Annotated in this window: 24 protein-coding genes (1 of these 24 only partly in view); 6 read left to right on the top strand and 18 right to left on the bottom strand. The window is 56.8% G+C overall.

Annotated features, from left to right (window positions below; all coding sequences use genetic code 11):
- Nucleotides 1-150, top strand: partial view of a PDZ domain-containing protein gene (locus VEI50_03235; GenBank protein HXX74123.1) — the 3' end only. The gene continues 1,086 nt to the left of window position 1, outside the view; 150 of the gene's 1,236 nt are visible here — the last part of the coding sequence; its start codon lies beyond the left edge, outside the window; the stop codon is at nt 148-150.
- Nucleotides 151-555: 405 nt separating this feature from the next.
- Here the strand turns inward: VEI50_03235 and VEI50_03230 are convergent, their stop codons facing one another.
- The 9 genes from VEI50_03230 to VEI50_03190 form a co-directional block, all read right to left on the bottom strand.
- Complete coding sequence (locus VEI50_03230; protein HXX74122.1) at nt 556-2,148, bottom strand: SGNH/GDSL hydrolase family protein; 1,593 nt, start codon at nt 2,146-2,148, stop codon at nt 556-558.
- A gap of 159 nt (nt 2,149-2,307) precedes the next feature.
- Complete coding sequence (locus tag VEI50_03225) at nt 2,308-3,177, bottom strand: hypothetical protein (GenBank protein ID HXX74121.1); 870 nt, start codon at nt 3,175-3,177, stop codon at nt 2,308-2,310.
- A gap of 74 nt (nt 3,178-3,251) precedes the next feature.
- A complete protein-coding gene (locus VEI50_03220; protein HXX74120.1) occupies nt 3,252-3,503 on the bottom strand; it encodes a hypothetical protein in 252 nt (83 codons plus the stop codon).
- A 115-nt stretch (nt 3,504-3,618) separates the two neighbouring features.
- A complete protein-coding gene (locus VEI50_03215; protein ID HXX74119.1) occupies nt 3,619-3,963 on the bottom strand; it encodes a hypothetical protein in 345 nt (114 codons plus the stop codon).
- A gap of 51 nt (nt 3,964-4,014) precedes the next feature.
- Complete coding sequence (locus VEI50_03210) at nt 4,015-4,548, bottom strand: hypothetical protein (protein HXX74118.1); 534 nt, start codon at nt 4,546-4,548, stop codon at nt 4,015-4,017.
- A gap of 182 nt (nt 4,549-4,730) precedes the next feature.
- Entirely contained in the window at nt 4,731-5,966 is a 1,236-nt protein-coding gene (locus VEI50_03205) for a cation:proton antiporter (GenBank protein HXX74117.1), read from the bottom strand.
- Nucleotides 5,967-6,139: 173 nt separating this feature from the next.
- Nucleotides 6,140-6,508, bottom strand: coding sequence for a hypothetical protein (locus tag VEI50_03200; protein ID HXX74116.1), 369 nt, complete (start codon nt 6,506-6,508; stop codon nt 6,140-6,142).
- Between the two features lie 114 nt (nt 6,509-6,622).
- A complete protein-coding gene (locus tag VEI50_03195; protein HXX74115.1) occupies nt 6,623-6,958 on the bottom strand; it encodes a PilZ domain-containing protein in 336 nt (111 codons plus the stop codon).
- Nucleotides 6,959-7,371: 413 nt separating this feature from the next.
- Nucleotides 7,372-8,844, bottom strand: coding sequence for a CYTH and CHAD domain-containing protein (locus VEI50_03190; GenBank protein ID HXX74114.1), 1,473 nt, complete (start codon nt 8,842-8,844; stop codon nt 7,372-7,374).
- Nucleotides 8,845-9,383: 539 nt separating this feature from the next.
- Between VEI50_03190 and VEI50_03185 the strand changes: the two genes are divergently transcribed.
- Complete coding sequence (locus VEI50_03185) at nt 9,384-9,560, top strand: hypothetical protein (protein ID HXX74113.1); 177 nt, start codon at nt 9,384-9,386, stop codon at nt 9,558-9,560.
- A gap of 324 nt (nt 9,561-9,884) precedes the next feature.
- Nucleotides 9,885-11,048 (top strand): OmpA family protein, encoded by a 1,164-nt coding sequence (locus VEI50_03180; GenBank protein HXX74112.1) that lies wholly within the window; start codon nt 9,885-9,887, stop codon nt 11,046-11,048.
- A 134-nt stretch (nt 11,049-11,182) separates the two neighbouring features.
- Here VEI50_03180 and VEI50_03175 read toward each other — a convergent pair whose 3' ends face one another.
- On the bottom strand, nt 11,183-11,608 hold the full coding sequence (locus VEI50_03175) for a DUF3015 family protein (GenBank protein ID HXX74111.1): 426 nt from the start codon (nt 11,606-11,608) through the stop codon (nt 11,183-11,185).
- Nucleotides 11,609-11,788: 180 nt separating this feature from the next.
- Here VEI50_03175 and VEI50_03170 point away from each other — a divergent pair, with 180 nt between their 5' ends.
- Entirely contained in the window at nt 11,789-12,685 is an 897-nt protein-coding gene (locus VEI50_03170; protein ID HXX74110.1) for a neutral zinc metallopeptidase, read from the top strand.
- Complete coding sequence (locus tag VEI50_03165) at nt 12,682-13,125, top strand: FUN14 domain-containing protein (protein ID HXX74109.1); 444 nt, start codon at nt 12,682-12,684, stop codon at nt 13,123-13,125. The genes VEI50_03170 and VEI50_03165 overlap by 4 nt, the downstream gene beginning before the upstream one ends.
- A 16-nt stretch (nt 13,126-13,141) precedes the next feature.
- On the opposite strand, the gene VEI50_03160 is transcribed toward VEI50_03165, so the two are convergent.
- Nucleotides 13,142-13,453 (bottom strand): hypothetical protein, encoded by a 312-nt coding sequence (locus VEI50_03160; GenBank protein ID HXX74108.1) that lies wholly within the window; start codon nt 13,451-13,453, stop codon nt 13,142-13,144.
- 83 nt (nt 13,454-13,536) lie between these two features.
- On the opposite strand from VEI50_03160, the gene VEI50_03155 reads away from it, so the two are divergent.
- Nucleotides 13,537-14,613 (top strand): S1C family serine protease, encoded by a 1,077-nt coding sequence (locus VEI50_03155; GenBank protein ID HXX74107.1) that lies wholly within the window; start codon nt 13,537-13,539, stop codon nt 14,611-14,613.
- A 13-nt stretch (nt 14,614-14,626) separates the two neighbouring features.
- On the opposite strand, the gene VEI50_03150 is transcribed toward VEI50_03155, so the two are convergent.
- The 7 genes from VEI50_03150 to VEI50_03120 form a co-directional block, all read right to left on the bottom strand.
- Complete coding sequence (locus VEI50_03150; protein HXX74106.1) at nt 14,627-15,424, bottom strand: ATP-binding cassette domain-containing protein; 798 nt, start codon at nt 15,422-15,424, stop codon at nt 14,627-14,629.
- Nucleotides 15,414-16,577, bottom strand: coding sequence for a chorismate synthase (aroC, locus tag VEI50_03145; protein HXX74105.1), 1,164 nt, complete (start codon nt 16,575-16,577; stop codon nt 15,414-15,416). Before aroC ends, VEI50_03150 begins: the two co-directional genes overlap by 11 nt.
- Nucleotides 16,578-16,597: 20 nt before the next feature.
- Complete coding sequence (gene aspS, locus VEI50_03140) at nt 16,598-18,361, bottom strand: aspartate--tRNA ligase (GenBank protein HXX74104.1); 1,764 nt, start codon at nt 18,359-18,361, stop codon at nt 16,598-16,600.
- The gene (locus tag VEI50_03135) at nt 18,358-19,176 is read right to left on the bottom strand and encodes a pseudouridine synthase (GenBank protein HXX74103.1); all 819 of its coding nucleotides are present in this window, start codon (nt 19,174-19,176) and stop codon (nt 18,358-18,360) included. Before VEI50_03135 ends, aspS begins: the two co-directional genes overlap by 4 nt.
- An 85-nt stretch (nt 19,177-19,261) precedes the next feature.
- Nucleotides 19,262-20,818 carry a glutamine-hydrolyzing GMP synthase gene (gene guaA / locus VEI50_03130; protein HXX74102.1) on the bottom strand — a complete coding sequence of 519 codons (1,557 nt, stop codon included), beginning with the start codon at nt 20,816-20,818 and terminating at the stop codon, nt 19,262-19,264.
- A 146-nt stretch (nt 20,819-20,964) separates the two neighbouring features.
- Nucleotides 20,965-22,431 (bottom strand): IMP dehydrogenase, encoded by a 1,467-nt coding sequence (guaB, locus tag VEI50_03125; GenBank protein HXX74101.1) that lies wholly within the window; start codon nt 22,429-22,431, stop codon nt 20,965-20,967.
- Nucleotides 22,432-22,462: 31 nt separating this feature from the next.
- Complete coding sequence (locus tag VEI50_03120; GenBank protein ID HXX74100.1) at nt 22,463-25,435, bottom strand: 6-bladed beta-propeller; 2,973 nt, start codon at nt 25,433-25,435, stop codon at nt 22,463-22,465.
- Nucleotides 25,436-25,509 lie beyond the last annotated feature (74 nt).

The raw sequence follows: 25,509 nt of genomic DNA, 5'->3' as shown, positions 1-25,509 counted from the left end.
AATGCGGGATTACAAGAAGGAGACCGCATCCTCGAAGTTGGCGGGGGTCCTTACAGAAGCGTGACGCAACGCATCACACTTCCGGCTAAGCTCCTGGTCGAGCATCAAAATGTACGAAAAGAAGTGCGTGTCGACATCCGGAATTTCTGAAAGTAGGCCTGAGTCAACCGTAGCCCGCGAGGGCATCCGGCTATTACACGATCATCGCGGATGTTGAGTCAGTCGGCTGAAAAGGCCTCCATTTCGATTCCAGTAGCGCTTATCTCTTTAAGCAAGGGTGCCCTAAGGCGCCGTGCCAATTGAAGAAACGAGCGAGTGGACTCTGATGGAGTGCTATCTCACGTCGGTGACAGAGTTCGCCGGAGGCTCCCCTTGAGGTTTATCGCGCATGGCTCGATATTGGGTTCGAAAGCTCTTGCAGCGATGAGAACAGTCTGGAACTTCCTTCAGGCTCAGCGAGCGCTTTGTCATCACTCCCCCCTCTTGTCACGAAGCAAGCGGACATTACTCCATAGACGGCACTAGACCTCGGCGTTGAAAGAGACCCCAGAGCAGTCAGCCCCCATCGCGAAGTCGAAGACTCCGACTTGTCTTGGCAAGGTCTGGCTGAAGTTCCCGCAGGATCGACGAAGCAGCCAAGGCATGACCATTGCGGTTCAAGTGAATATCGTTATCGATGAATAGACGGGCTTGTGACACGTTGGCGAGAAAGGCTGGCGTAAGATCGATTACCTTCACACCTCTGCCCACGGCCCACTCCTCCAAGAGCCGTTGGGGTTTGCCAAAATCATAGCGTTCAGGTGCGCCTCCGAGCATTTTCACATACAGTCGCTGCAGCTCCCGGTCGACTTGTTCTTCGGCCGGTAACAACACCAGGACCCATGGGACTCCCAGCCCATGCAGGAGCACATCGATCTTCTCCAAGATCGCCCGGGTCTCGTTCCACCGTCCGAGAAATGCCTCGGTATCGTACTTGAGATATTGATCTCCCATCCCTTGGATCATACGGAGATATCGCGGGCTCCAGCCGGAGAACGGCGTTGGAGGCTCGCGCGCACCAGTCTGGATTGCCGGTGCCGGAGTCATAAACCCAAGATCGGATTGTCCCCTTGCTTGCCGCATACGCGCCGTTCCCACGATCCACGCGTACTCGAGATCATGAGCAAGATACCAGTGGTCCCAAGACAGATGATCATGAAACCAGTTCCCATTGATATGCGCGCGCCGCCGTTGACCCGCCACGATTAGCTGTGAACCCTGTGCGGGCATGAGGTCGTTTCCGATATAGAAATTGATGAGCACGAGGTCAGGTTGATAGGCCAGGCCGTGCGATTCTAGCAAGGAGAGATAATCCTCGGGCTGGTAGCCGACTAACCCAAGATTAATTACCTCCGCACGCGGGTCAGCGGCTTGAAGCCCGCGTTCAACCAACGAAACAAAAGTTTCGTCATAAGTTACCCCCGATCCCCAGGTGAATGAATCACCAATTGCTACAATTCGCGCAGATTGCGACGTCCGCTCCAGAGTTCGCTCACGATCCCGGAACCCAAGGGAATTGGTCCGCATGGTCGTGGCATCCACTACCTGGTGGGGAATCCCTCCGCCGGGTGTATCGTATGAAACGCTGAATAGCCCGCTCCGGGCCAAGACGGGATCCGCCAGCCGCAGTATGATCTCGGCAAGCACAAAGAAGATCAGCCCATTGATCATTGCCACCCGGACCCAACTATACGCATGGCTCTCAAGGACCATTCCCAGGCTGGCCGGATGCAGACACAACCAGGCTCCCCAACCCACCACCAAACCGAGAATCAGGAAGAACTTATCGACATGGTGGTTGAAATACGGAATCGGATAGTTGACCAGGAGACCTAGGACCGCTGCCCCCCACCATAGCAGAATCGCGAGCGGAGACCATCGTTCGGCGATAGCACGCTGCGAGGATGATGGCAGGAATAGCCGCCACGCATTCATGCCGTGAAACAAAGAGGCGGCCGCACAGAGTGTGCCCATCCACGCGAGCTTAACTGGATCCCAAGTCCCAGGCATCCCGGTTCTGGGAGAAGACGGCATGAGGAACGTGAGGATATCCACGGCGGAAACTAGAAGAAACACCGCGCCGATTAAACAGGCGATCCCTGCGACCATACCCCACCTTCCTCCTTTGATCAGCGCATCGATCGTATCCAAGAGGAACGGTGGGATCAAGCAGCGGGGATTTCAGTGAATGACCGAGACAGGATCCGCCTCACTAACGAAAGCTCAGGCGAGCTAACGGTCGAGCCAGACACTCTCCTCAGCACTTGCCTAAAGCAAGCGTTTTACGTCAGAGCGCTCCTTCAATAAACAAGGCTCTTGATCAGGCGCTGAGGCTCTCGTGACCACAACTGCAGCCGGGACCCGCTCCCAGTGTCGCAGATCCGGGCGCAATGCTCCCTCCAGCACCTGAGGTGCCGTCCGCATCAGCGCTACCCCACCGACCACCGAAAGTTGACAGAGTGAGCCTTTGCCGTTCCCAGCAGCATCGAGCATACACCCTCCGACCATGATTCCTGCCCCGGCAGCGACGGGAATCAGGCTGTACGTCAAACCAACCGGAAGGCGAATCCACGTCTGAATGTTCAGCAACGGATGATAGGCATGGCTGTGACGGATCGCGATCTTGTTAAACCAGCTTTCCGTCGATACCAATACGCCTGTGCTTGACGCACAGGACGCCATGAACGGTTCTGTGGGAGTGATGGAAAAATACCCGCTCGTGGAGTTGCTGAATCGCAGATCCCAGTCGAGCCGGGGAAACCGCCCGACCAGGTACACATGCCATTCCGGAGCGATCTCTTCTCTGTTGTCGATTTGATTGACCCGCTCTTCGGCAAACAGGCGAAGCGGCGGATCCTCCCGCATCGTAAATATTCGAAAGTCTCTCAGGCGGAGCCAGTCCACGCGGGCTTCACCGACATCCCCGAGCTGTTCCCACAGGACCGCAGAAAGCAAAAGGTTGACCGGATCTTCTCCAAAGTTGTAGATCGGCGCGAATAGTTCATGATCCAAGTCTCGCAACTCGACTTTGGCGTCCTCGACTTTGTGCATTCGGACATAACTGCTCGCAAGAAGGATGCTGAGATAGCCCCGCTCATAACTCTCCATTATGTATTCGATAAATGTGCCGTCAGGCACGAATACATTTGCGGTTTCTCGAATGACCGAGAATGTTTTGTGCTGGAATTGTGATCGAGCTTGCGCTCCATACTTCACACGAGGTCGTCGCAGTGCGTCAAGGACGCCTCCGACAATAGGTTGAGCACGGCGATTCGATTCGCATCACCGATTTCCTTCTCGATGTCCGGAGACCGACGGCCGTTTTGCTTGCTCGGTTCGACAGATTGGCAGCCCGTGACAGCGATGATGAGGGACAGGAGGCCTGCAGTCGCGGTAGCGAACTTTCGATTCAAGGAAAGGACGGAATGAGGGATCATGTTTCTGGCCTTGTCGTCGGTCGTCACGCAAGTGACAGCGCAGTGTAGCCAAGCATGCGGAGAGTTTCCAGCAGGGTTTGGTTCGAAGCACTAGGGTATCGGCCTGGTTTGGTTTCGGTCCGCCAAGAGGAGCACCCAGGATTCACCGGGGAAGGGAATATGGCTGAGTCATCTGCCGTCTGAGAAAGTCTCCGGCCTTGCGGACATCCGTTCGAGAAGCTAATGAACTCTCATAGGTCCCGCTCGTCTCTGTGGTGAGAACGAGGCGCCACCGACCTTTGTAGGCCTGCTCCTCTTGCACGTTCATCACTTCGCTGAACGATAGAACCATGTCGCGTTCGGGCAGGATGTAGCGAACCGTCAGTTGGTCGTCTCGAAGGGCGAGCTGAGAAAACCCGCTCAGGGTGCTGAGGTACAGGGCGAAGAAAACTGCCAGGGCTACGAGCGCACCCAGTACGACGAGTGTCGTACTGCATTTCGCTTGCACGTTTAGCCGAATGCCTCGCCGGGGAAATGCTGTCTTGGGCCGATTCGGCCCCTACCGGATTTCCCCTTCGCCCCGCACATTCAAAAAGGTCGCTGCAAACTGCTCGACCATGGCCTTCAGACCGTTGTGGACTGCGTCGGGAATTTGATCCTTGGGCCCGTAGCCGAGAATCGCCCGATTCCACAGGCTTCCCGGCATTCTTGGCATGAGATAGGAGCCGGCATTGCAGTCCATGTGATAGGCGACCATGTATTCTTCGCCGACTGTCCAGACTTCGCACGTGAGAAAACCGAGTTGATTCAGCCGGTCAGTCCCGTCGGCAGGGGGACCACCGGACCCGACGAGTGGAACCCCCGGGAGTTTTTTGAGAAACGTCAATCGCGTCACGTCAGTCAGTTCTGCCTTCTTCAGTCCGATCTTTTCCGCGGTGCCTAGAGTCTGCACCTCGACCGACACAAATTTCTTGATCTGCTTGAATTCGGCATAGGGGACCGGTTCTGGAGTCGCGACCTGTACAGGCGCAGCGAATGCTGTATCGGCGAGTAGAGCCAGCAGCATGGCCGCCGCTCTATTCATCCCGGTCATGCGATGCCACATTGTGGACCTCTCTGAATGTTTGAGGAATGCGATGAATTTGGTGATTGCCTGGTGCAGGTTGCAATCATTTACTCCGTCTGCGTCATGAATCGCACTGCGGACCCCGCTGATAATTTAGTATACGACTCTTCCTGCCCAGGGCAATCCTTTCCGACGAAATGACCTTCAGGTTAGTGCTGAGACGTCGTTCGGGTGCCAGTCATGATAGGAGCGCCTGATTGATCGACCTTCGCTGAGGCATACGAACCGATCGGAATCCACCTGGGCACGATGGAGAGCAGCTGCGTGTTGAGGAAGATCGTGATCAGAGAGGCTGCGAGCGTAGCACTGTACACTTCGTTTCCGACCAGGCCGGCCGACCGGGAAACGCCGACCAAGACAAACGAGAATTCGCCGATCTGAGTGAGCCCTAGCGCGACGAGAAAAGCCGTCCCGATCGAATAGCCGAAGAGTCGGACGACTCCGGTCCAGATCATCAGCTTCCCGAACACGACGAGTCCGATCACCGTGGCCAGCAGCGGCCAATTCTGGAAAATGATCGTCGGGTCGATCAACGTCCCGATTGTCACGAAAAACATCGCCACGAACGCATCCCGAAGCGAGAGTAACCGGGCGAAGGACTGATAGGCATATTCCGATTCGCTAATCAACAGACCGGCTAAAAACGCTCCCAGCGCCACTGACAACCCGATCGCCTGAGTCAGGGCGGCAGTCCCGACCGCCAAGGACAGCACGACCAGCAGAAACAGCTCTTGATTTTGAGTTCGCGCCACGCGCGCCAAGATCGGCGGGACGACCTTGCTCGCAAAATACACCACAGGGGCGAGGAAAATTGCCGACTTTCCAAACGCCACGACGATCTGCAACCAGCCTCCCTGCCCGATCGAACCCAATGTCGGCAGCAGCACTGTCAAGGCCACGACAGCCAGGTCTTCCACCAGCGTAATGCCGACCATGACGGTTCCATGGCGTGACTGTAACTCGCCCCTGTCAAGCAGGAGACGCACGAGCACCATCGTGCTCGCGACCGAGGTCACCGCTCCGATCACGACGGACTCGACGACATTCCAGCCGAGCCATGACCCTACAGCCAAACTCAGGCCCATCGACAAGAGGATCCCCAAGAAGCCGCCTAAAAGTGCGACCCATTTCACACGAAGAAGGTTGCGCAAGGAGAACTCGATCCCGATGGAAAACATCAGGAGAACGACCCCCAGCTCGGCCACTGCTTCAAAACGGTGAAGATTGGAGACGGCCGGACCAGGCGTGAACGGGCTGATAAGGATGCCGCCAAGCACATACCCGACGATGAGCGGCTGTTTAAGCAACCAAGCCGCACTGCCTCCGAGAAGAGCAGCCAATAACACATACGCGAGATCGCGAAAGAATATTGGGTCAGCCGTCATTGTAGACGCGAGTGTCCTTGAGATGTTCGGAACGTTCTGGCCAGCGAGGTCTTAGCTATCAGGCTGGACGATACAGGTCAAGTGAGTCGACAGCGGCTTATCTGCCGACATCGCCCACGAGAAGAGAGGTACCGATTAATGGTGAATGAGGACTCACCGTAGCTAGACGATGATTACAACGCCAATCGTTCAGAGCCAGCTCGGCACGGCTCTGGCCTGAGTTCTCCACCATGAAAGAACGATCGATGGGTCCAGCGGCGGAGTACCCCGTCCGGGCCAAAAGTCAGTCGGTATTCATCACACCAGAATCCTGTCGGCGACCCTCGATGCGTGGGCTGCTCTTCCAGCACTTCGTAGTGCCAGAGTGATCCGCCTGTCGGAAGATATATTTTTTCTCGCGGCACTCCCAGATTGTGCTGCACCTCTTCGCCGGTCGCCCGTCCTTCGGCCACCTTCAAGTAACGGCACTCTTTCGGGATGAACACAGAACAGCCCGTGGCCACACAGAAACCGGCGAGCGCGATCAGGAGTGTGGATTTCACGGCCCATTGCCTCAGCGGGTGCCGCAGCTCTCGCTTCTTGGCGCCATATTACCGCTCTTTTATGGCTGATTCCAAATCAGATCGGGGGACAGGATCCAAAGGAAGGTCACGCGTTCATGGAGTTTGGGGAGAGGAAGCGCTGGACTGGATCTTTTGGACATAGTGAGCAAGTCGCGCACGGTCTTCTTCCCGAGTTTTCAGGAACTGCACGCCAAATTCGTGCTCCCACGACCAGCGGACAATGGAGGATTCGATGGTGACCGGGATTAGGTCGCCGGGTAAGCTCAGCTTGACCTCGAGATTGGTCTCACGAGGCACCTTGACCAACGTCGCAATGCGACAACCGGTGTCAGATAGATCCACGACCGTCCCGTCGCCCTCCACCACGTCCGGTGCGGAGAACGCACTTCGGAACTGAACCTTCAATCGGAGAGTCTGGCGTCGCTCCATAGAACAGGTCTCATATCGCGATCATGTACAGCCACGTTCAGTCGACACGCTGATCGGCTGGCTACCGGAACCCTTGCATCGCAACAGGCATTCCAGAACAACGGTGCAAAGCCGGGTATCGGTGTTGCCAGTATTTTCAAAGATATTTGCGGTGCGAAGGACTATGTCGCCGTACAGGAGTGACTATCGGAGAATCAAAATAGATTCTCATGGAATCCACAACGATACGGGGATTGTTCGTTGGTCGAAGGTTCAACGAAGTACCGGGAGAGGTCGATGGGTCACGGAGGCACGGATGTGTGGCTGAGGATGTATTCAGCTAGCGTAGGATGAGCGAGGCATGGTTGCGTCGCGTATCATCGACCCAACCGAGTCCCGATGATCGCATGGCGGACAGCTGATCCTCCAAGAACCTAACCCCAGGCCTTCCTCCCACGTTTCTTGACGCGTTTCCAGGCAGATCGAAATGTCTCTCGCACATGGTCCCGTCGCTGGTGCGCTCTGGCCATCAACAAACCGGCCACGAACGCGGCTCGCTCACCGGGAAGGCTCGCCACAAACTCCCTCACATATTGCTCGGCGAGCACGGCATCATGGTGGGTTCCCAGCAGATCCTGATACGCCTTCACCACTTTGATGAATCGGCTCGCCGACTTTCCACCGGACGACTCAGCCAATTCGGATACGTAGCGAGCGCGTTTTGCTTTGATCCGCAAGCGGTGGAGATCCGCATTCGAAGGTACGCTTGGCAACTCCCGCATTGCCACAGATAATTTTTTGAACGCACCAGCGGCAATGTCCTCAATCCTGCGATCCGATTCTACAACGACCGGTTCGGACACAGCCTGGTCCAATTTGCTGAGAAATCCAAGGTAGCGGGCGCTCTTCATTTCGCCGACCAGTGCCCGTTGCGCACCGGCCCGTTCCTCTTCGAGATGCGACACGAATCGTTCAAGTGGCTTACGGTCCCGTAGATTGAGGTGCGACGCTTCACTTCGGAAGTATTCCAGTTGGACGTCCAAGTCGCGTGCGAACCCGAACAACTGTCCCAGCCACGAGAGTCCGGACACCAGCGGAGCCTCCCATGTGGAATCCAACTCTCTCCGTACCGAACGAAACACGGCCCGCAACCGCCTTACCGCCACCCGCATTTGGTGCAGATCCTCTGGCTCCCCTCCGAGCCGAGTCCCAGGATCGAACCGTTTTAAGACCTGAACCTGGCGAGAGAGATACGCTCGAAGACATTCGCGAACTGAAGCACGTTCCGGAATTGCGACCGGCTCGCCGTATGAAGCTGAGAGGGCTCGAAACAGCTTTGGTCGCCCGTCGTGCGGTCGCGCCCCTGCTTTGTGAAGTTTCTCGACCAGTCCGTTCCCGATGTGACTGTTCCCCTTCAGCCATTCAATCTCGAGTTCCCGAAAACGTTGGACAATTTGGCCGCCCATCAGGACGGACACGGAGTCGAGAACGACGTCAGCCTCGCCTCCGCCCGCCACTTGCACACGTATCCCTGTTCTCCACGTACGCAATATCGAGATGGGAACCAGTTGCTTGCCTTCCAGGTGAACGACGAGCGCCTCAGAGAACACAAGCGGGACTTCGCGAGCCTCCCCTCGCAACTCAATTTCTCGTCGACGGCCATTGAGGGGTAATTTGAGCTGCCAGACTCCTAAATGACCCTCCAAACGATACCGTAGGGTAATACAGGCGCGGGCCAAGCAGTGATCCGGTGTGTCGTAGTATGTCGACGTGAAAACGCGGCGCGCGAGCGTCCGACCGAGCAAATGCGGCATGGAGAACTTCTCGTCCACCATGAGCTTGGTTTCCCATTCCACCGCCGAGGTGTAGGAAACATTCGCATCCTCCCTGATTTGTGCTGCCTTCATTGACACTCCGCCGGAAAGGACTGAAGCATAAATCGACTGGCTCGACAGATTCAAACGATTTGTGCGCTATTGGGCTGCTGACTAGATGAGGCGCGAGACAACGACCAATACCATCGTAGCCTCTGTTTCCGATGCAGGCTGAGAGACACCTGGATTCAACTGGAGGCGCGGAGCCAGAATCTTTGAGTCCAGACTGATCTTGTCATTCATTGATTCTGAGTAAGTTGCTTATCCAGTTGGCAACAATTTGCTTGAATCATCCCCTGTAGGGGACCTCCTACAGGCACTACTGCCGCTCTGTGTTACGTATTGCCCATGTTCTATCGACGACTTTGGGGATTTCTTCGTAACCCCAGCAATTGCAGTGTCTTTCGAAATAGGCGTTCATGACCTTGGTGCATTTCACCCACCTATGATACGAGGCATTTCGCTTGCTCTCAACAACGAGTGCCTCGCCCAATTAAATAGATGGTCACAGGCATTGCACACGGATCGTCCGCCATTGTGGCGGTCATCCAACTTATCAAGGAGGTTTTCCAATGACTCGCGTTGCAAGTTTGCTCGCCCTCACCGCATTTCTCACGTTTGGTATCGGCACCGCCGTCTCCTTCGCCGGGGACCCGGCTCCCGCGGAACAGAAGGACAAGAAGGACGTGACCGGCCCGAAAGCGGATGACGAGAAGAAGAGCGAGAAGAAGGACATGGGCGGCAAGTAATCGATTGAGGGGAGGCGCAGCCCTCGCTGCGCCTCCTCCACGCGGTGGGCTACGTAGCCGTGCCTTTCTTTTGTATCGGACCGATGCAAGAGGGACCCCTGTGTCCTGAATCCATTCCCCTGTCGAACTGTATGGCCTTTCCTACATCACTCGTTGAATAATGGGACAGGACGAATTGTTCCACTACCGCTGAGACACTAACCTCCTCTCCAACCCTTTGAGAAGAAATCGATTCCTATCATAGGTTCTATCCCGCCTATAGGCATCGAGATTGCTCGCGTCTCCAGAAGGTTCGCTATTCATTTTCTATTTAAGGAGGCTCCTATGCGACGAGGGTTCGAGCATTCAACCGTCCACCGCGCTCCTCTACTAATGGTCGCAATCTATGCGATGGTGACCGTCGGCTGTGTCAGTTCCGAAACTCATACGAAGACCCTGAACGAGTTGGAAGCGGCCAAGAAGCTGTCGGCCCAGCAAGCAGCTGAATTAGAGGCCTTGAAGAAAAAGTCTCAAGCTCAGCAATCTCAGAATGACCAGTTTCAGCAGCAGTTAGCCAGCCTGCAACAGAACTTCGACCAGGAATCGAGCCAACGCAAGGCTGCTGAACAACAGGCTGCTTCGTTGGAGAAGGAACGGGCGGCTCTTGAAGCACGTTCCGGAGATTTACAATCCAAACTTGATAGCCTCGAGCAGGAAAAGGGACGGCTAAACAACGAATTGGGTGCCGTGCAGGGGCAAATCAAGGATCTTGAAGAGAAAATGACCAGTGGAAATGCCTCTGCCCAGGACCAGATCATGAAGCTCCAGAAACATGCCACCGAGCTAGAAGCCAATGCCGCCAGGATCGCTCAAGAACGGGAACAACTCCGTCAGGAGCAATCAGGTCTCGCGGCCAGCCTGGAACAGGAGCGCCAGCGCCTAAAATCCGAAGAAGCTGAAAGGGCGCGCCTCGAGCAGGAACGAAAGGCCAAAGAGGAAGAAATTGCACGCCTGACCCGCACCCAGCAGGAACTGTCTAAATCACTGCAAGACGAAATCGCGAAGGGTAATATCACGATTCAACAGGTGCGGGACCGCCTCACGATCAACATGGTTGACCGCGTCCTCTTCGATTCAGGGAAGGCGGAAGTCAAACCGGCGGGAGTAAAAGTCTTGAAACAGGTCGGTGATGTCTTGAAAACTGTCACGGACAAACAGATTCGTATCGAAGGTCACACCGATAACGTGCCGATCAGCACAAAGTTGCAGGACCGTTTCAAAACAAATTGGGAACTCTCCACGGCTCGGGCCACGACTGTGGTGAGATTTCTCATCGATCAGGGCGGTGTGGATCGTCAATATTTATCGGCTGTTGGCTACGCGGAGACTCGCCCCATCGCCTCGAACGATTCCGAAGAAGGCCGGGCCTCCAACCGGCGGATCGAGATTATCTTATATCCCCGAGACTTAAAAGAGATAGCGGGGCAACTCAAGGCTCAATCGAACTAGGAGGGCGGGGATTGACGGGAAGTCTGGTCGAACCCAGGCTTCCCGTTCTGTAGCATGTCAACGCTTCGTTTGTGCTCCCGCCGTTCTTGTCCTGCGGAATCCGCTCTTCGACCGTTACCCGCAAACATCTCCCGTCAGTTCACCTTTCGTCCGGAGAGCAAATCAGGATGTTCGTCCAAAAGGTTCCTCATGGAGATCAAAATCTCCTCCGGGGTCGTCTTGGGAGACTCCACGGCTGCATAACGTGCCTGTGCAAGGAGCCCAAATTCATCAACTCGTGTCGGCAAAACACCAAGCAGCGTGGCCAGTGATGCGAGATGTTCGCCTTGGCCCCGCGCAATATCTCGCTTCACTGTTTCGTAGTTGTCCGTGGTAAATGCGATCGGCCGATGCTCTGGACGGAGCATGCCGTCTTCGTTATACCAAGACCTCCCCGTCGTGCTGGACGTGAAATCGAATATGTCCTTCGTCGTCCCAGTCGGGGTTGTCGTACAAGCGCTCACGAGGACCGCATAGCACCCGAGCGTGATACCAATTACACGGGTCATCATAGATGGCATAACTCCACCTCCTTGTCAGGCCGCCGTCAGTCTCCACTACAGTATAGCCCCTGGGTATTGTGACCTCAATACTTCAGCAATCGCCGCGAACTTCCAATGGACGCTCATCACACGAAACAACGCGCGTTGAATTCCGCGTAACAGAATAGCTGTTGATCCTTCGCTGCTTCATGTGCTTCCATGGACTCCATCATTGTCATCACATGGAGCTTCATGCGCTGGGAAGGCCAACGAGAAAGCGAGAACGTCGAAGATCGGCGTGGCATGGGCCGGGTTGGAGGCGCCGGTCTCGGCATCAGCGGCATCGTCCTCGTGCTCGCCATCAGTTATTTCACCGGAAACAACCCCCTGACCATCCTCAACATGATTAACGACATGCAGAGCATGAATCCTGCCCCTGAGGACACCCAGACTGCTTCAACCGGTTCACCCAACGACCGACTCGGCACATTCGCCTCTGTCGTCCTGGCAGATACGGAAGAGACCTGGCGCCGACTCCTTCCGACGATCGGACGTTCCTATGAAGATCCCCGGCTGGTGCTCTTCACCGGTGCGGTGCGCTCAGCATGCGGCACAACATCGTCGGCCGTTGGCCCCTTCTATTGTCCGGGAGACCGAAAGGTATATCTGGATCTCTCGTTTTTCGATGAGCTGTCTCATCGACTTGGCGCGCCGGGCGAGTTCGCCCAGGCTTACGTGATCGCTCACGAAGTGGGGCATCATGTGCAAAATCTGCTGGGAATCGCCGACAAGGTGACCCGCCTCCAGCATCAGACCTCCAACCGCGAAGCGAACGCCTTGTCGGTCCGGTTGGAACTCCAGGCCGATTGTTTTGCCGGTGTCTGGGGATACCATGCAAAGCGGGACCGCGATTTGATTGAGCCAGGAGATTTTGAAGCGGGGTTGCACGCCGCCTCGGCGATCGGCGACGACCGGCTTCAACGTCGATCGCAAGGTTACGTCCAGCCGGAGAGTTGGACCCATGGATCGTCCGAACAGCGGACGGCTTGGCTCAAACGAGGTCTCGAACGCGGCGATCCCTCCGCCTGCAACACATTCGAGGATTCGAGGTTATGAGCCAAGACCAGCATCACGCACGAGTCTCAACGACGCTGCTGGACGATGTGTTCGCCAATCCGCCTTGGCAGGCCAAGTCGTTTCTGGCAGCGGGAGCCGCCACGGTTGCCGGCCTTGCAGCCTGGATGAACGACCTCATGTCACCGACTTTGGCACGAGTCGGGGGGAGTTATCTCGGGGGGTTTTTAATCGGCTGGGCCTGTCGACGCGCACTCAAGATTACGGCGTTGATCGCAGCTGTACTCCTAGCCCTCATCGGGCTGTTGAAATCAACAGGATGGATCGATATTAATTGGCCTGTGATCGAACAGAACGTCTCGCAAAGCCTTGCGTGGGTGCATGGAGAAGCGGAAAGTCTTAAGCAACTACTGACCGGCTACCTGCCGTCGGCTGGATCAGGAGCCGCCGGGGTCTTTTTCGGATTTCGCAAGAAGCCGTAAAGAGATACTGCCAGGGTCACGGCTCCTTTGAGAACGCGTCCTCGATCTTTTTTCCGACACGTTCCAGCTCTTCACCGGTCTTCGTGCCAGCCTTCTTGATCGTCTCCACGAATCGTTCCCCCACTCGTTGTTCCTCGAATTGTTTCGCGACCCCGGTCACTGCCTGCTCGATCTTCTTCCCGACATTCTCAGCGGCTTCGCCGAGCCGTTCCGCGACACCATGATCCTCGCGCGCTGACGTCTTTGACGTCTCAGCTGCAGAAGCAGATTCGACACATACCATCATCGCGACGAATATACCGGCCAACATTTTCCATTTCTCGGCCACTGACAACCTCCTGAGTTTCAGTACTTTCACCATACCACGAGGCCCAGCCAGTTTCATCGCATGATGAAACTGACTATACTGTCATGCCAGTACCGCTGAATCGAAAGGACCTGCTCGTGGGATTTTTCGCTCCGTGCAAAGGAAGGCTTTCTCCTTTCCTTGCGATGGTTATGGCGGGGAGTACGATGTTCGCGTCACCGCTGATACAGCCAGCACTTGGTGGATCTTCTTCGCCAGACGTGACAGATATTTTTGAACGGACCAAACGGGCCACAGTCGGGATTTTGGAAGACACCCAGGACCCGAGAACGCCGGAGAAGCCTGGAAAAATTGCCGTCCGCGGAACTGGTGTTCACTTACGCGACGGATATGTGGTGACGGCGCGCCATGCGGTTGAACGGAACAGCCCGTCCGGTCCAACCCTCCCATCAGACGTCCGCCTGATCACCACAGACCTCCACGAATTACCGGCCCAGCTCGTGGGCGAAAGCGCGTATCTTGATGTCGTCGTCTACCGTATCACCGAAAAGACCCGTCCCTTGATGACAGCCACGGTACCCTTCGCAGCGGGCAGCGTCGGACCAGGTACGGAAGTGTTCACGATCGGTTACCCGATGGGCTGGGGCCCCACGATGGCCTTCGGCCGCATCGGCAACGCGAATACGTTCTTGCAAACCGTCGAGACCAGACTGCTACAGGTCGACCTCTCGGCCTGCAGCGGCAATTCAGGCGGTGGACTTTTCAACATGGCGGGCGAGATGGTCGGCGTGATGCATGCGATCATTCAGACCGACAAAGACGAGACGCAGGTCCATTGCAGCCAAATGGCCTTTGCCGTCCCAGGCATACTCGCCCAACGTATCGTCGCAGCTGCGATCGACGGGAAACCGCTCAGCTTTTCCAAACTTGGCGTCCATATGACAGCCGTCAAAGATGGTACCAGATGGCACATCGCCGTGAAGGACGTGGCGGACCCGGCCAAATCCGCCGGCATTCAAAAACACGACATCATCCTCGCCGTCGATGACACGGAGATTCTTGACGCCGCGCACCTGAAAAATTATCTCATCGAACGAACCACACCGGGTCAACGGGTCTCGGTGAAAGTGCGACGCATCGATACAGACTTGACATTCACCGTAGTGCTCGGGGGCGGATGACCTCCGTCCCCGTCTACGCCGGTGCGCCAGGTAGTGCTTGATACCAACCGTGCGCCTTGACGAGCATCATCGGATGACCAAACAGGTGAGATAGGTTGGCGTCCGTCAAGATATCCTGCTTCTTCCCATCGCGCAGAACGATCCCCGCTTGGAGCATCATCACCCGCTCGACCTCCGGCGGAATCTCGTGGATGTGGTGTGTCACCAGCAGGACGGTTTTGTCTTGCCCCATCGACTTTCTGACTAGATCGAGGTACTGAAAGCAGGCGCTGAGATCAAGCCCGCTCGTCGGCTCGTCGAGGACCAACACGGCCGGATCATGCACCAACGCCCGAGCGAGCAAACATCGGCGCTGTTCGCCGGTCGACATGTCGGCGAATCGCCGCTCTTTGAGGTGACCCACGCCGAGTTCGTCCATGATTTCACTGGCACGCGCCAGCTGCGCGTAACCGAATTCCTGATAGCCGTAGATCCCGATGCTGGCATAGTAACCGGAGAGGACCACCTTGAGCCCCAGCACATAGTCCATATAGTGATGCTGCAAATCGTGGGAGACGAATCCCAGCTGTTTTCGCACGTCCCACACATTCCACCGCTCGTTCCCGAACAGCCGGATACGGGTGTTGTCGTTCGGAACCGGATGGATTTCCCCGGCGAGCAATTTTAAAAAAGTCGATTTGCCGGAGCCGTTGGGGCCAAGAATGGCCAGGTGTTCGCCCGACTTGACGGTGAGAGAGAAATCCTGAAGCGCGCAGACATCGCCTCGAAACACCGTGGCGTGTTCAATCTCAATAAAAGGGCTAGGCTTCATCCGGCATGGGGTTAATCTTGGCCGGTCCGGCGACGCTCTTGGCGTGCGAGCTGTTCTGGGGACAGCCCGCAATCTTCGGGGTGGGCGTCTTTACGTCGGCATTTTGGGCACGATGCAGTAAGGCATGGTCCATGAGGACCAACGCCATCATCGCTTCGGCGATGGGAGTGGCTCGAATACCGACACAGGGATCGTGGCGGCCGTTCGTCTCGACGGTGACCGGATTACCTTGTTTATCGATCGATCGGCGTGGGAGACGGACACTCGAGGTCGGCTTGATGCCGATTGTGACGACGACGTTCTGGCCGGTCGAAATGCCACCGAGAATGCCGCCCGCATGGTTGGTGAGAAATCCCTCCGGTGTCAATTCGTCGCCATGTTCCGAGCCGCGTTGAGTCACCGAAGCAAAGCCTGACCCGATTTCCACACCTTTCACGGCGTTGATGCTCATCATCGCCGCCGCGAGGTCTGCATCCAATTTCGCATAGACCGGACCACCGAGGCCGACCGGCACATGTTCCGCGACAGTCGTGATCGCCGCACCGACAGAATCACCGGATTTGCGCAAATCATCCATGAAGGCTTCAAGCTTGGGAACGATATCGGGATCGGCCGCAAAAAAGGGATTTGTACTCACGGCACTCCAGGTCTTGAACGGAATCTCGATCGGCCCAAGCCGGCTCAGGTAGCCGTGTATGATGACGCCGTGCTTTTCCGTGAGCCACTTTCTCGCAATGGCCGCAGCCGCGACACGCACCGCCGTTTCACGGGCGGAGGCCCGTCCCCCACCTCGATGGTCACGGATGCCGTATTTCTGCCAATAGGTATAGTCCGCATGCCCCGGACGAAACGTGTCGACGAGATTACCGTAGTCGCGACCTCGCGCGTCCTCGTTTCGAATGAGCAGAGCAATGGGGGTCCCGGTCGTTTTCCCTTCGAACACACCCGAGAGAATCTCGACGATGTCGGATTCCTGCCGTTGCGTTACGTGTCGCGACGTCCCGGGCTTTCGTCGATCGAGATCCTTTTGAACGTCCTCCGCCGACAGAGCCATGCCGGGCGGGCACCCATCGACCACGCAACCGATCGCAGGCCCGTGGCTTTCACCGAAGGAAGTCACCGTGAAGAGTCGCCCGAAGGTATTGCCGGCCATGATGTGTCAGTTCCGTCCGTTTACTCCACCAAGTCGAGTTTGATGCGAAGTTCCTTGAGCTGATCCGGGCCCACTGAGGACGGCGCGTCGGTGAGCGGACATTGCGCTTTCTGAGTCTTTGGAAACGCGATCACGTCCCGGATGGAATCCGCCCCGCCGAGCAGCATGATGAGCCGGTCGAGGCCAAAGGCAATGCCCCCATGCGGCGGCGCGCCGTAATCCAGAGCTTCGAGTAGAAAACCGAATTTCGCCTGGGCCTGATCTTTCCTCATCCCCAGCAAGTCGAGAATCTTGAGCTGGATCTCGCTTCGGTGATTCCGGATGCTCCCTCCGCCAACTTCGTTACCGTTGAGAACCATGTCGTAGGCCTTGGCACGAGCCTTCAAGGGTTCCGCATCGAGCAACGAGAGGTCCTCATCCATCGGCGCGGCGAAGGGATTGTGCATGAACACGTAACGCTTCTCTTCCTCTGAATAGTCCAGCAGGGGAAATTCTGTCACCCAGACCGGCTTCCAGGCCGTCTTGTCGATCAGGTTCAGTTCCTCACCGAGCAACAATCTGACCCGTCCCATGACATCGTGCACGATCGACGGCTTGTCCGCACCGAACAGGACGAGATCTCCTGGCTTGGCCTCAGGCAGAGCAGCCGCAAAGGCCTTTGCATCGAGGAACTTGGCGATAACCGAGTCGAGCTGGCCGTCTGACGTGATTTTGAGCCACGCCAGCCCCTTGGCTCCGAAGCTCCTCGCAGTCTCCCCCAGTGCATCGATTCGACTCCTCGCGATAGTCCCGCCGCCTTTCACGATCATGGCCTTGACGATGTTGCCCTTCGTGGCGGCTTCCCGAAACACCTTGAACTCACTCGTGGCGCCAAAGGCCGTCACGTCGTAAAGCGGCATCTCAAACCGCAGATCCGGTTTGTCCGAGCCATATCGTCCCATCGCCTCGGCATAGGTCATGCGTGGAAACGGCGTCGGCAGCTGGATGCCGCCAGCCTCGCGGAAGACCGTGACAATCATCCGTTCCATGACACTCATGACCTGGTCACGATCGACAAACGACATCTCAACATCAATTTGCGTGAACTCCGGCTGGCGATCATTCCGTAGATCCTCGTCCCTGAAACAACGGGCGATCTGGTAGTACCGATCAACCCCGCTCACCATCAGAACTTGCTTGAAGAGCTGCGGCGACTGCGGGAGCGCGAAGAACATGCCGGGATAGACTCGGCTGGGCACCAGATAGTCCCGCGCACCCTCCGGTGTGCTTTTCGTCAGGATCGGCGTCTCGATTTCGAGAAACCCCTCATGATTCAAGAAACTCCGGACCGCCTGCGTGACTTCATGCCGCATCGCGAGCAGCCGCTGCATCTTGGGACGGCGCAAATCGAGGTAGCGATACTTGAGACGAACGGCTTCCGTGACGTCGGCATCATCCTCGATGACGAACGGAGGCGTCTTGGCTTCGTTCAAGATCTCAACCGCGTCCACAAAGACTTCGATGTCACCGGTCGGCAGGTTTGGATTCCTCGACTCTGCCGGCCGCGCCATAACTTGCCCGGTGATCGCCACGACACATTCGCTTCTCAGCGCATGGGCGGCGTGATGGACAGAGGCATTCCGTTCCGCGTTGAACACAATTTGCGTGATGCCCGTGCGATCGCGGAGGTCGATGAACATCACCATGCCATGGTCGCGGCGGCGCTGGACCCATCCGTTGAGAACCACGGTTTGGCCGACATGCGTTTTATTCAACTCTCCGCACCGATGTGTTCGGATCTTCATGCCGCTGTCACCTTCTTGGGACGTGTCCATCCTCTTCGCCGCGCAGGCTTCGTGGTCTCTGTCGGGACTCTTCCCTCTTGCACTGACTGTTGCCGCCGCTCGACCAATTCGCGCAACGCATTCGCTTCACGATCCTCTAAGAACCGGAATTCTCCCGGTTCCAAATTGCCCAACACCAGCGGCCCCATCTTCACCCGTATGAGCCGTAAGACCGGATGACCCACCGTATCCAACATGCGTTTGACTTGATGTTTGCGTCCTTCACGGATCGTCAATTCCAGCCAGGAGTTTTGCTCGACCTTCTTTACTTTTTTCACGTGAGCCGGGCTGGTCATGCCATCATCCAGTTGCACTCCTCGCTCCAACGATCGAATCTCATCATCAGTAAGCACGCCCCTGACCTTGATGAGATAGGTCTTCGGCACGTGATACCGGGGATGCAGGAGTGCCTGCGCCAAATCACCGTGGTTGGTCAGCAGCATGAGCCCTTCACTGTCAAAGTCCAACCGACCGACGGGAAATACCCGAACACTCACGCCCCGGAGGTAATCTTTCACCGTCGGTCGACCGCCGGGATCATCCAATGTCGACATGACGTGCTTCGGCTTGTTCAGCATCAGGTAGACGTAGGGCTGCGCCGAGCTCAGGTGTTTGCCGTCCACTTTCACGTGGTCGCGAGCCGGATCGACCTTCGTCCCGAGTTCGGTCACGACCTTGCCATTGACCGTCACTCGACCGGCCGCAATCAACGTCTCTGCTTTTCGTCGCGACGCGATCCCGGTCCCAGCGATCAATTTTTGCAGTCTGACGAACATCGCGTGATGCGTGACACGTGACGCGTGATGCGCAAAAGCGGAATCAACTCTCCGCCTCACACATTACGCATGACGACTCACGTCCTTATTCCCATTCAATGGTGGAAGGCGGCTTCGAACTGATATCGTACACGACCCGGTTCACACCCTTCACTTCATTGATGATTCGGTTCGACATCTTGCCCAGGACCTCGTTCGGAATCTTGGCCCAGTCTGCGGTCATGCCGTCGAGGCTGGTCACCGCGCGAATGGCAACCACGTTTTCATAGGTCCGCTGGTCCCCCATCACGCCGACCGTACGAATCGGCAATAACACGGCAAACGCCTGCCAGATGTCGCGATACAAGCCAGCCGAACGAATTTCTTGGTCCACGATTGTTTCCGCCTCGCGAAGAATCGTGAGCCGTTCCTTCGTAACGGACCCAAGAATACGAATGGCCAGGCCGGGACCGGGGAAGGGCTGACGCCAGATGACGTCGTCGGGAATCCCCAGTTCCTTTCCCAGGACCCGCACCTCGTCCTTGAACAGCTCCCGCAATGGCTCGATCAGCTTTAATTTCATCCGTGCCGGCAGGCCGCCGACGTTGTGATGCGTCTTGATCGTTGCGGACGGGCCTTTAAAACTTACGCTCTCGATTACATCCGGATAGAGTGTCCCTTGAACCAGATACTTGATCCCTTTCAACTTCTTCGATTCTGCGTCAAAGTTCTTGATGAAGAGCCGCCCGATGATCTTCCGCTTTCGCTCCGGATCGATCACATTCTTCAAACCGGCCAGGAACTCGTCCGTTCGGTCGAGCATACGAAGATTTAATTTGAAGTGCGTCGCGAAGGTCTTCTGGACTTGATCGCGCTCCCCTGCTCGCAGCACCCCGTTATCGACGAACACACAGGTCAGCTGGTTGCCGATCGCACGGTGTGTCAACACAGCCGCCACCGAGGAGTCCACGCCGCCGCTCAACGCGCAAATGACCTGGTCGTTCCCGACCTGTTTGCGGATCTCCTCCACGGCGGTCTCGACATAGGACTGCATCGTCCACGACGGCTGGCACCCGCAGATGCCGTACACGAAATTCCGCAGAATCGCGGCGCCTTCCGGCGTATGCGCCACTTCGGGATGAAACTGCAGGCAATAGATTCGGCCTTTCCCATCGTGCCGCCGCATAGCCGCGATCGGAGAATTTCCCGTGTGCGCGATCGAGCGAAACCCTGGCGGCATGCGTTCGATCCGGTCGCCGTGCGACATCCAGACAATGGTCGAGCCGCCCTCGCCGATGCCTTTGAAGAGGTCTGATCGATCATCGATCGTGAGTTCGGCGCGACCGTATTCGCGGTGGGACGCTTTGGCGACTTCCCCGCCGGAGAGGTGCGTCACCAATTGCATCCCGTAGCAGATCCCCAGAATCGGGATACCCTGCGTAAACAGCTCTTTGGTGACCGATGGGGCTTTTTTGTCGTAGACACTCGACGGCCCGCCGGACAGCACGATGCCCTTTGGACGGTAGGCCAGCACGGTCGCAAGCGGGACGGTGCACGGCATGATCTGGGAATAGACGTGCGCCTCGCGGATTCGACGCGCGATGAGCTGGGTGTATTGCGAACCGAAATCCAGGACCAGGATACGATCGTGCCAGAGTTCCATGAAAATAGCTCTCGGCTGTCAGCATTCAGCCATCAGCGAAGCACCAGATCGGGTAATTGCACACTTGCCTGTGACAAGATCTGAATCGAGGAGGGAATGATTTGTGTCTTGCTGAAAGCTGACGGCTGAGAGCTGATAGCTTTCGATCACTCCCAATCCATCCGATAGTTCGGGGCCTCTTTCGTAATGATCACGTCGTGGACGTGACTTTCGCGGAGGCCGGCCACCGTCTGACGGATAAACGTAGCCTTTTGCTGCAGTTCCGGAATTGTTTTGCACCCGCAGTACCCCATTCCGGATTTCACACCGCCGACAAGTTGATAAATCACGGCCGACACGGGTCCCTTGTATGGTACGCGCCCCTCGATCCCTTCCGGCACCAGCTTCTGGGCTTGACGCCCGGCCTGTCCGTAACGATCTCCACCCCCACGCTCCATCGCACCGATCGATCCCATACCGCGATAGACTTTATAGGTTCGGGCTTGATACAGCACGGTCTCGCCCGGTGACTCCTCCGTCCCGGCCAACAAACCACCGAGCATGACCGATGAGGCACCAGCCGCGAGAGCTTTCGTAATGTCCCCTGAAAACTTGATGCCGCCATCGGCGATGATCGGCACACCGCTGCCTTCCAATGCTTTGGCGCAATCCGCAATAGCGGTCAGCTGCGGCATACCAGCTCCCGACACAATGCGGGTTGTGCAGATCGAGCCAGGTCCGACACCGACTTTCACCGCATCGACTCCTGCCTTGAGCAGGTCTCTCGCCGCTTCGGCCGTCGCAATATTTCCAGCAACGAGTTCCAGCTCGGAATAATGCTTCTTGATCATCTTCACCGTGTCCAGCACTGCTTGAGCATGGCCGTGAGCCGTATCGACCACGATCACGTCCACACCAGCTTTCTTGAGTTGGGCCACGCGATCTTCCGTCTCTGGCCCGACCCCGATCGCCGCGCCGATGCGAAGCCGTCCGTGGCCGTCCTTACAGGCCGTGGGATACTTGATGCGCTTTTCGATATCCTTGATCGTGATCAAGCCTTTGAGCTCGAAGTGCTTGTTCACGACGGGCAGTTTCTCGATGCGATGCTCATGCAAAATTTCACGGGCCTTTTCCAAGCTGGTCCCCTCCGGCGCAGTCACGAGCTTGTCCCGCCTCATTACCTGAGACACCTTCAATTCCATACGACTTTCGAACCGCAGATCACGGTTGGTCAGAATGCCGACCAGTTTCTTGTTTTTCGTCACGGGAATGCCGGAGATGCGATACTTGGCCATCAACTGGTGCGCGTCCCGAATCGTTTGCTCAGGGGAAATCGTGACGGGATCCAGAATCATCCCGCTCTCGGACTTTTTCACCTTGTCCACTTCCGCGGCTTGATCGGCCGGTGACAAGACGCGATGGATGATCCCGATCCCGCCTTCGCGGGCCATCGCGATCGCCAGCCGCGAATCCGTGACGGTATCCATGGCGGAACTGACGATCGGAATGTTGATCTGGATATGACGACTGAGGCGTGTGTGCGTATTGACTTCGCTCGGAAGCACCTGCGACTTCGCAGGGACCAGAACGACGTCATCGTACGTTAATCCAGTCCGCGGTTCTTGCTCCAACATAGCGTCCCTTCATCGCCTCCGGATGAGTGACTTAGATCTTTGACGCTCCTTGCGCCTTTTCGATTTCCGCCGCCGCCTCTGCTTCTTCCTGGAGTCGTTCGCCGCCCTCTTCAGCCGGCATAAACTGCTGCACGCGGGTGTTGCCGCTGTCGATGACAAACACATTTCCCTTGGCATCGACGGCAATCCCGTAGGGGAAATTGAACTGCCCGTCGCCGTTCCCGAACCCACCCCACTGGGTGATGAAGTTTCCTTCCTTATCGAACTTTTCAATCCGGTGGTTCCCGGTATCGGTCACGTACACGTCCCCGGCTCCATCGACCGCGATACCCCAGGGAGACCGGAGTTGTCCCGCTTCCTGCGCCAGAACGCTGCTCGCATGGCCCGGCTCCGAGCTGCCGCCCCACTTTGTCAATAGCTGCGGCAAGACGTTCGTGCTGGTGTCAAACTTCTGGATGCGATGATTCCCCATATCCACCACGTAGACGGACCCATCCGATTGATCCACCGCGATCCCGCGTGGGAAGTAAAACTGGCCGTCACCGTTCCCGAAGCTCCCCCACGACATAATGAACTCGCCGGTCATATCGAACTTCTGGACACGGAAGTTGGCGCTATCGACGACGTAGACGTAGCCGCGCACCCGATCGATTGCGATGCCCCAGGGTGAATTGAACTGTCCTTCGCCGTTTCCTCGCGATCCGAATTTCATGAGGTAGCCGCCCAGTCTGCCGTCGAACTTCTGCACGCGGTGATTGTTCGTGTCCACGACCCACACGTCGCCCTTGCCGTCGCAGGCTACGCCGCTCGGATTGTGGAAGTTCGAATTCGCCGAACCGAAGTTGCCCCAGAGAATGATGAAGTTTCCGGCATTGTCGAACTTCTGCACACGATTGTTTCCGTTGTCCACGACGAAGAGAGAACCCTGCTGGTCCACGGAGAGGCCGTAGATGGGAGCCATGAACTCCCCCCCGTGCAGCAACGAAGCCCCACGGCCCGGACGCCCCCACTTGGCCACGCAGACATAACCCGAGGTATTGACCAAAATGGTCGCGCTGGCAGGCGTGGAAACGTTCCCACCAACGTCTTTGAACCAGACATAAATGACTTTCTGCCCGTCTCCCGGCGACAGAATGAAGGGGATGGTTGCTCCGAACTTGAGCGCCGGCGTCACGTCGACCCACCCCGGCGTCCCTGCCATGGGCGTCATCGGCGATTCGGAGATGAAATAGGCCCCAACCCCGGTATCGATGTCGTGGGCGGAAATCGTGACGACGACTTCGGGCGAATTCGTCATAAAGGCGCCGTGATTGATGACCGCATAGGGATTCTGAGGAGCGGTGATGTCGATCAGAACCGGTGTTGCCGTGACTTCCCTCGACAACGCGCTCTCGGTCTCATTCTGGAACACCGCCGACACCGCGTAGAAGTAGGCGGTATCGTTCGTAAGTCCCGTATGCGTATAGGGATTGGTCACTCCCTCGATCTTGGTTGCCGTCTGTTTCGTGATGCCCTGCGATGTGCCGAAGTACAGATTGTATGAAACAGCCCCGGGCACCTCCATCCAGCTCAGGAACGTTTCCGTATCCCCGGCTTTCCCTGCCACGCTGTGCGGCGGAGGAGTTGTACTCAACGCCTGTCCCTTCGGCGCCTCGTCTTTCCCGCGATTCAACTCTTCTTCCGTCGGCACATACTTCAGGACGCGGTTATTGCCACTGTCGACCACGTAGACACAGCCTTCTTTGTCCACGGCCACGCCGTAGGGGAAGTTCAATTGGCCTTCGGTTCTGCCGCGATTTCCCCATGAACAGAGAAATGTTCCATTGCCGTCGAATTTTTGAATGCGGTGGTTTCCGGTATCGACCACATACACATTCCCCAATGCATCGCAGGTCACTCCCCACGGCGACTTGAATTGTCCCGGACCGCTCCCTTCCCGTCCCCATTTCGTCAAGAAGCTGCCTCGGGTGTCGAATTTCTGAATGCGGTTGTTCCCTTCATCCGCCACATAGATATTGCCGACAAAATCGACGGCGATACCGCGGGGGAAAAAGAACGCGCCATCGAAGCTTCCGTCCCGTCCCCACTTCAATAACGGCGTCCCGTCTGCCTTGAACTTTTGGATACGGGCATTGCTCGTATCCGACACATAGAGGTTGCCTTCTTGGTCGGTCGTTAGCCCCCAGGGCACGTCGAATCGGCCCATATCGGCCCCGCGCCAGGCCATGCCGAATTTTCCCCAGGCCTGCAAGACGTTGCCATCGAGATCAAACCGCTGCACCCGATTGTTGCCGCTGTCGGCCACATACAGTACGTCTTCTGACCCGATCGCGAGACCCCGCGGGTAATAAAACGATCCTTCCTGAGACGACGGCTCCGCACCCCAGCGAGCGAGAAACTTCCCGGTCTTATCGAATTTCTGGATGGAATGGTTGTCCGTGTCGGCAACGTAAATGTTGCCGTCTTTGTCCAGGGTGATGCCCGTGGGCGAGCTGAATTCTCCGTCGTCGACTCCTTCCTGACCGATGCACATCGCGAGGAGATACGGTGAAGGAATCGCCATTGCTTCCTGCGATTCCGGACTTTCGCCCTTCGCCGTCACAACCGTCACGACATAGTGGTAGCAGGTCCCGTTGGCCAGATCGTCATGGATGAAGGGTGAACGGGGTCCTTCGATGCAGGTCGCTTTGTCTTTCTTCACGCCGATGGTGGCTTTGAAATCCTCTTCTCCGGCAATCGGGCGTGTGAGCTCGGAAAACTTAATCTGGACTCCTTTGGTCGTTTGGAAATAGACGTTGTAGTACATCGCGTCCGGGACATCGTCCCAGGTGAGTGTGATTCGACTGTTACCGGGTTTTGCCTTCAGGTTCTGCGGCGCCGGTGGGAGTTCTTCTGCCTCGGCAATTGAATCGCCGCCTCCCCATTCATCCTGTACCGCGTCAGCCCGCAAGATGGACCGTCCGAACCGAAACATTTCATCATAATATAGCCATGCTTTGACCATTGGTGGTGCCTCGTGTTGCTAAGACCGCCCAGTGCCAAGAACTGAGCGAGTTTCAACGACTTAGAATCGGATTG

It is taken from the genome of Nitrospiraceae bacterium (assembly GCA_035623075.1).
GTDB lineage: Bacteria > Nitrospirota > Nitrospiria > Nitrospirales > Nitrospiraceae > DASPUC01.
This window is presented reverse-complemented; position numbering and strand designations above follow the sequence as displayed.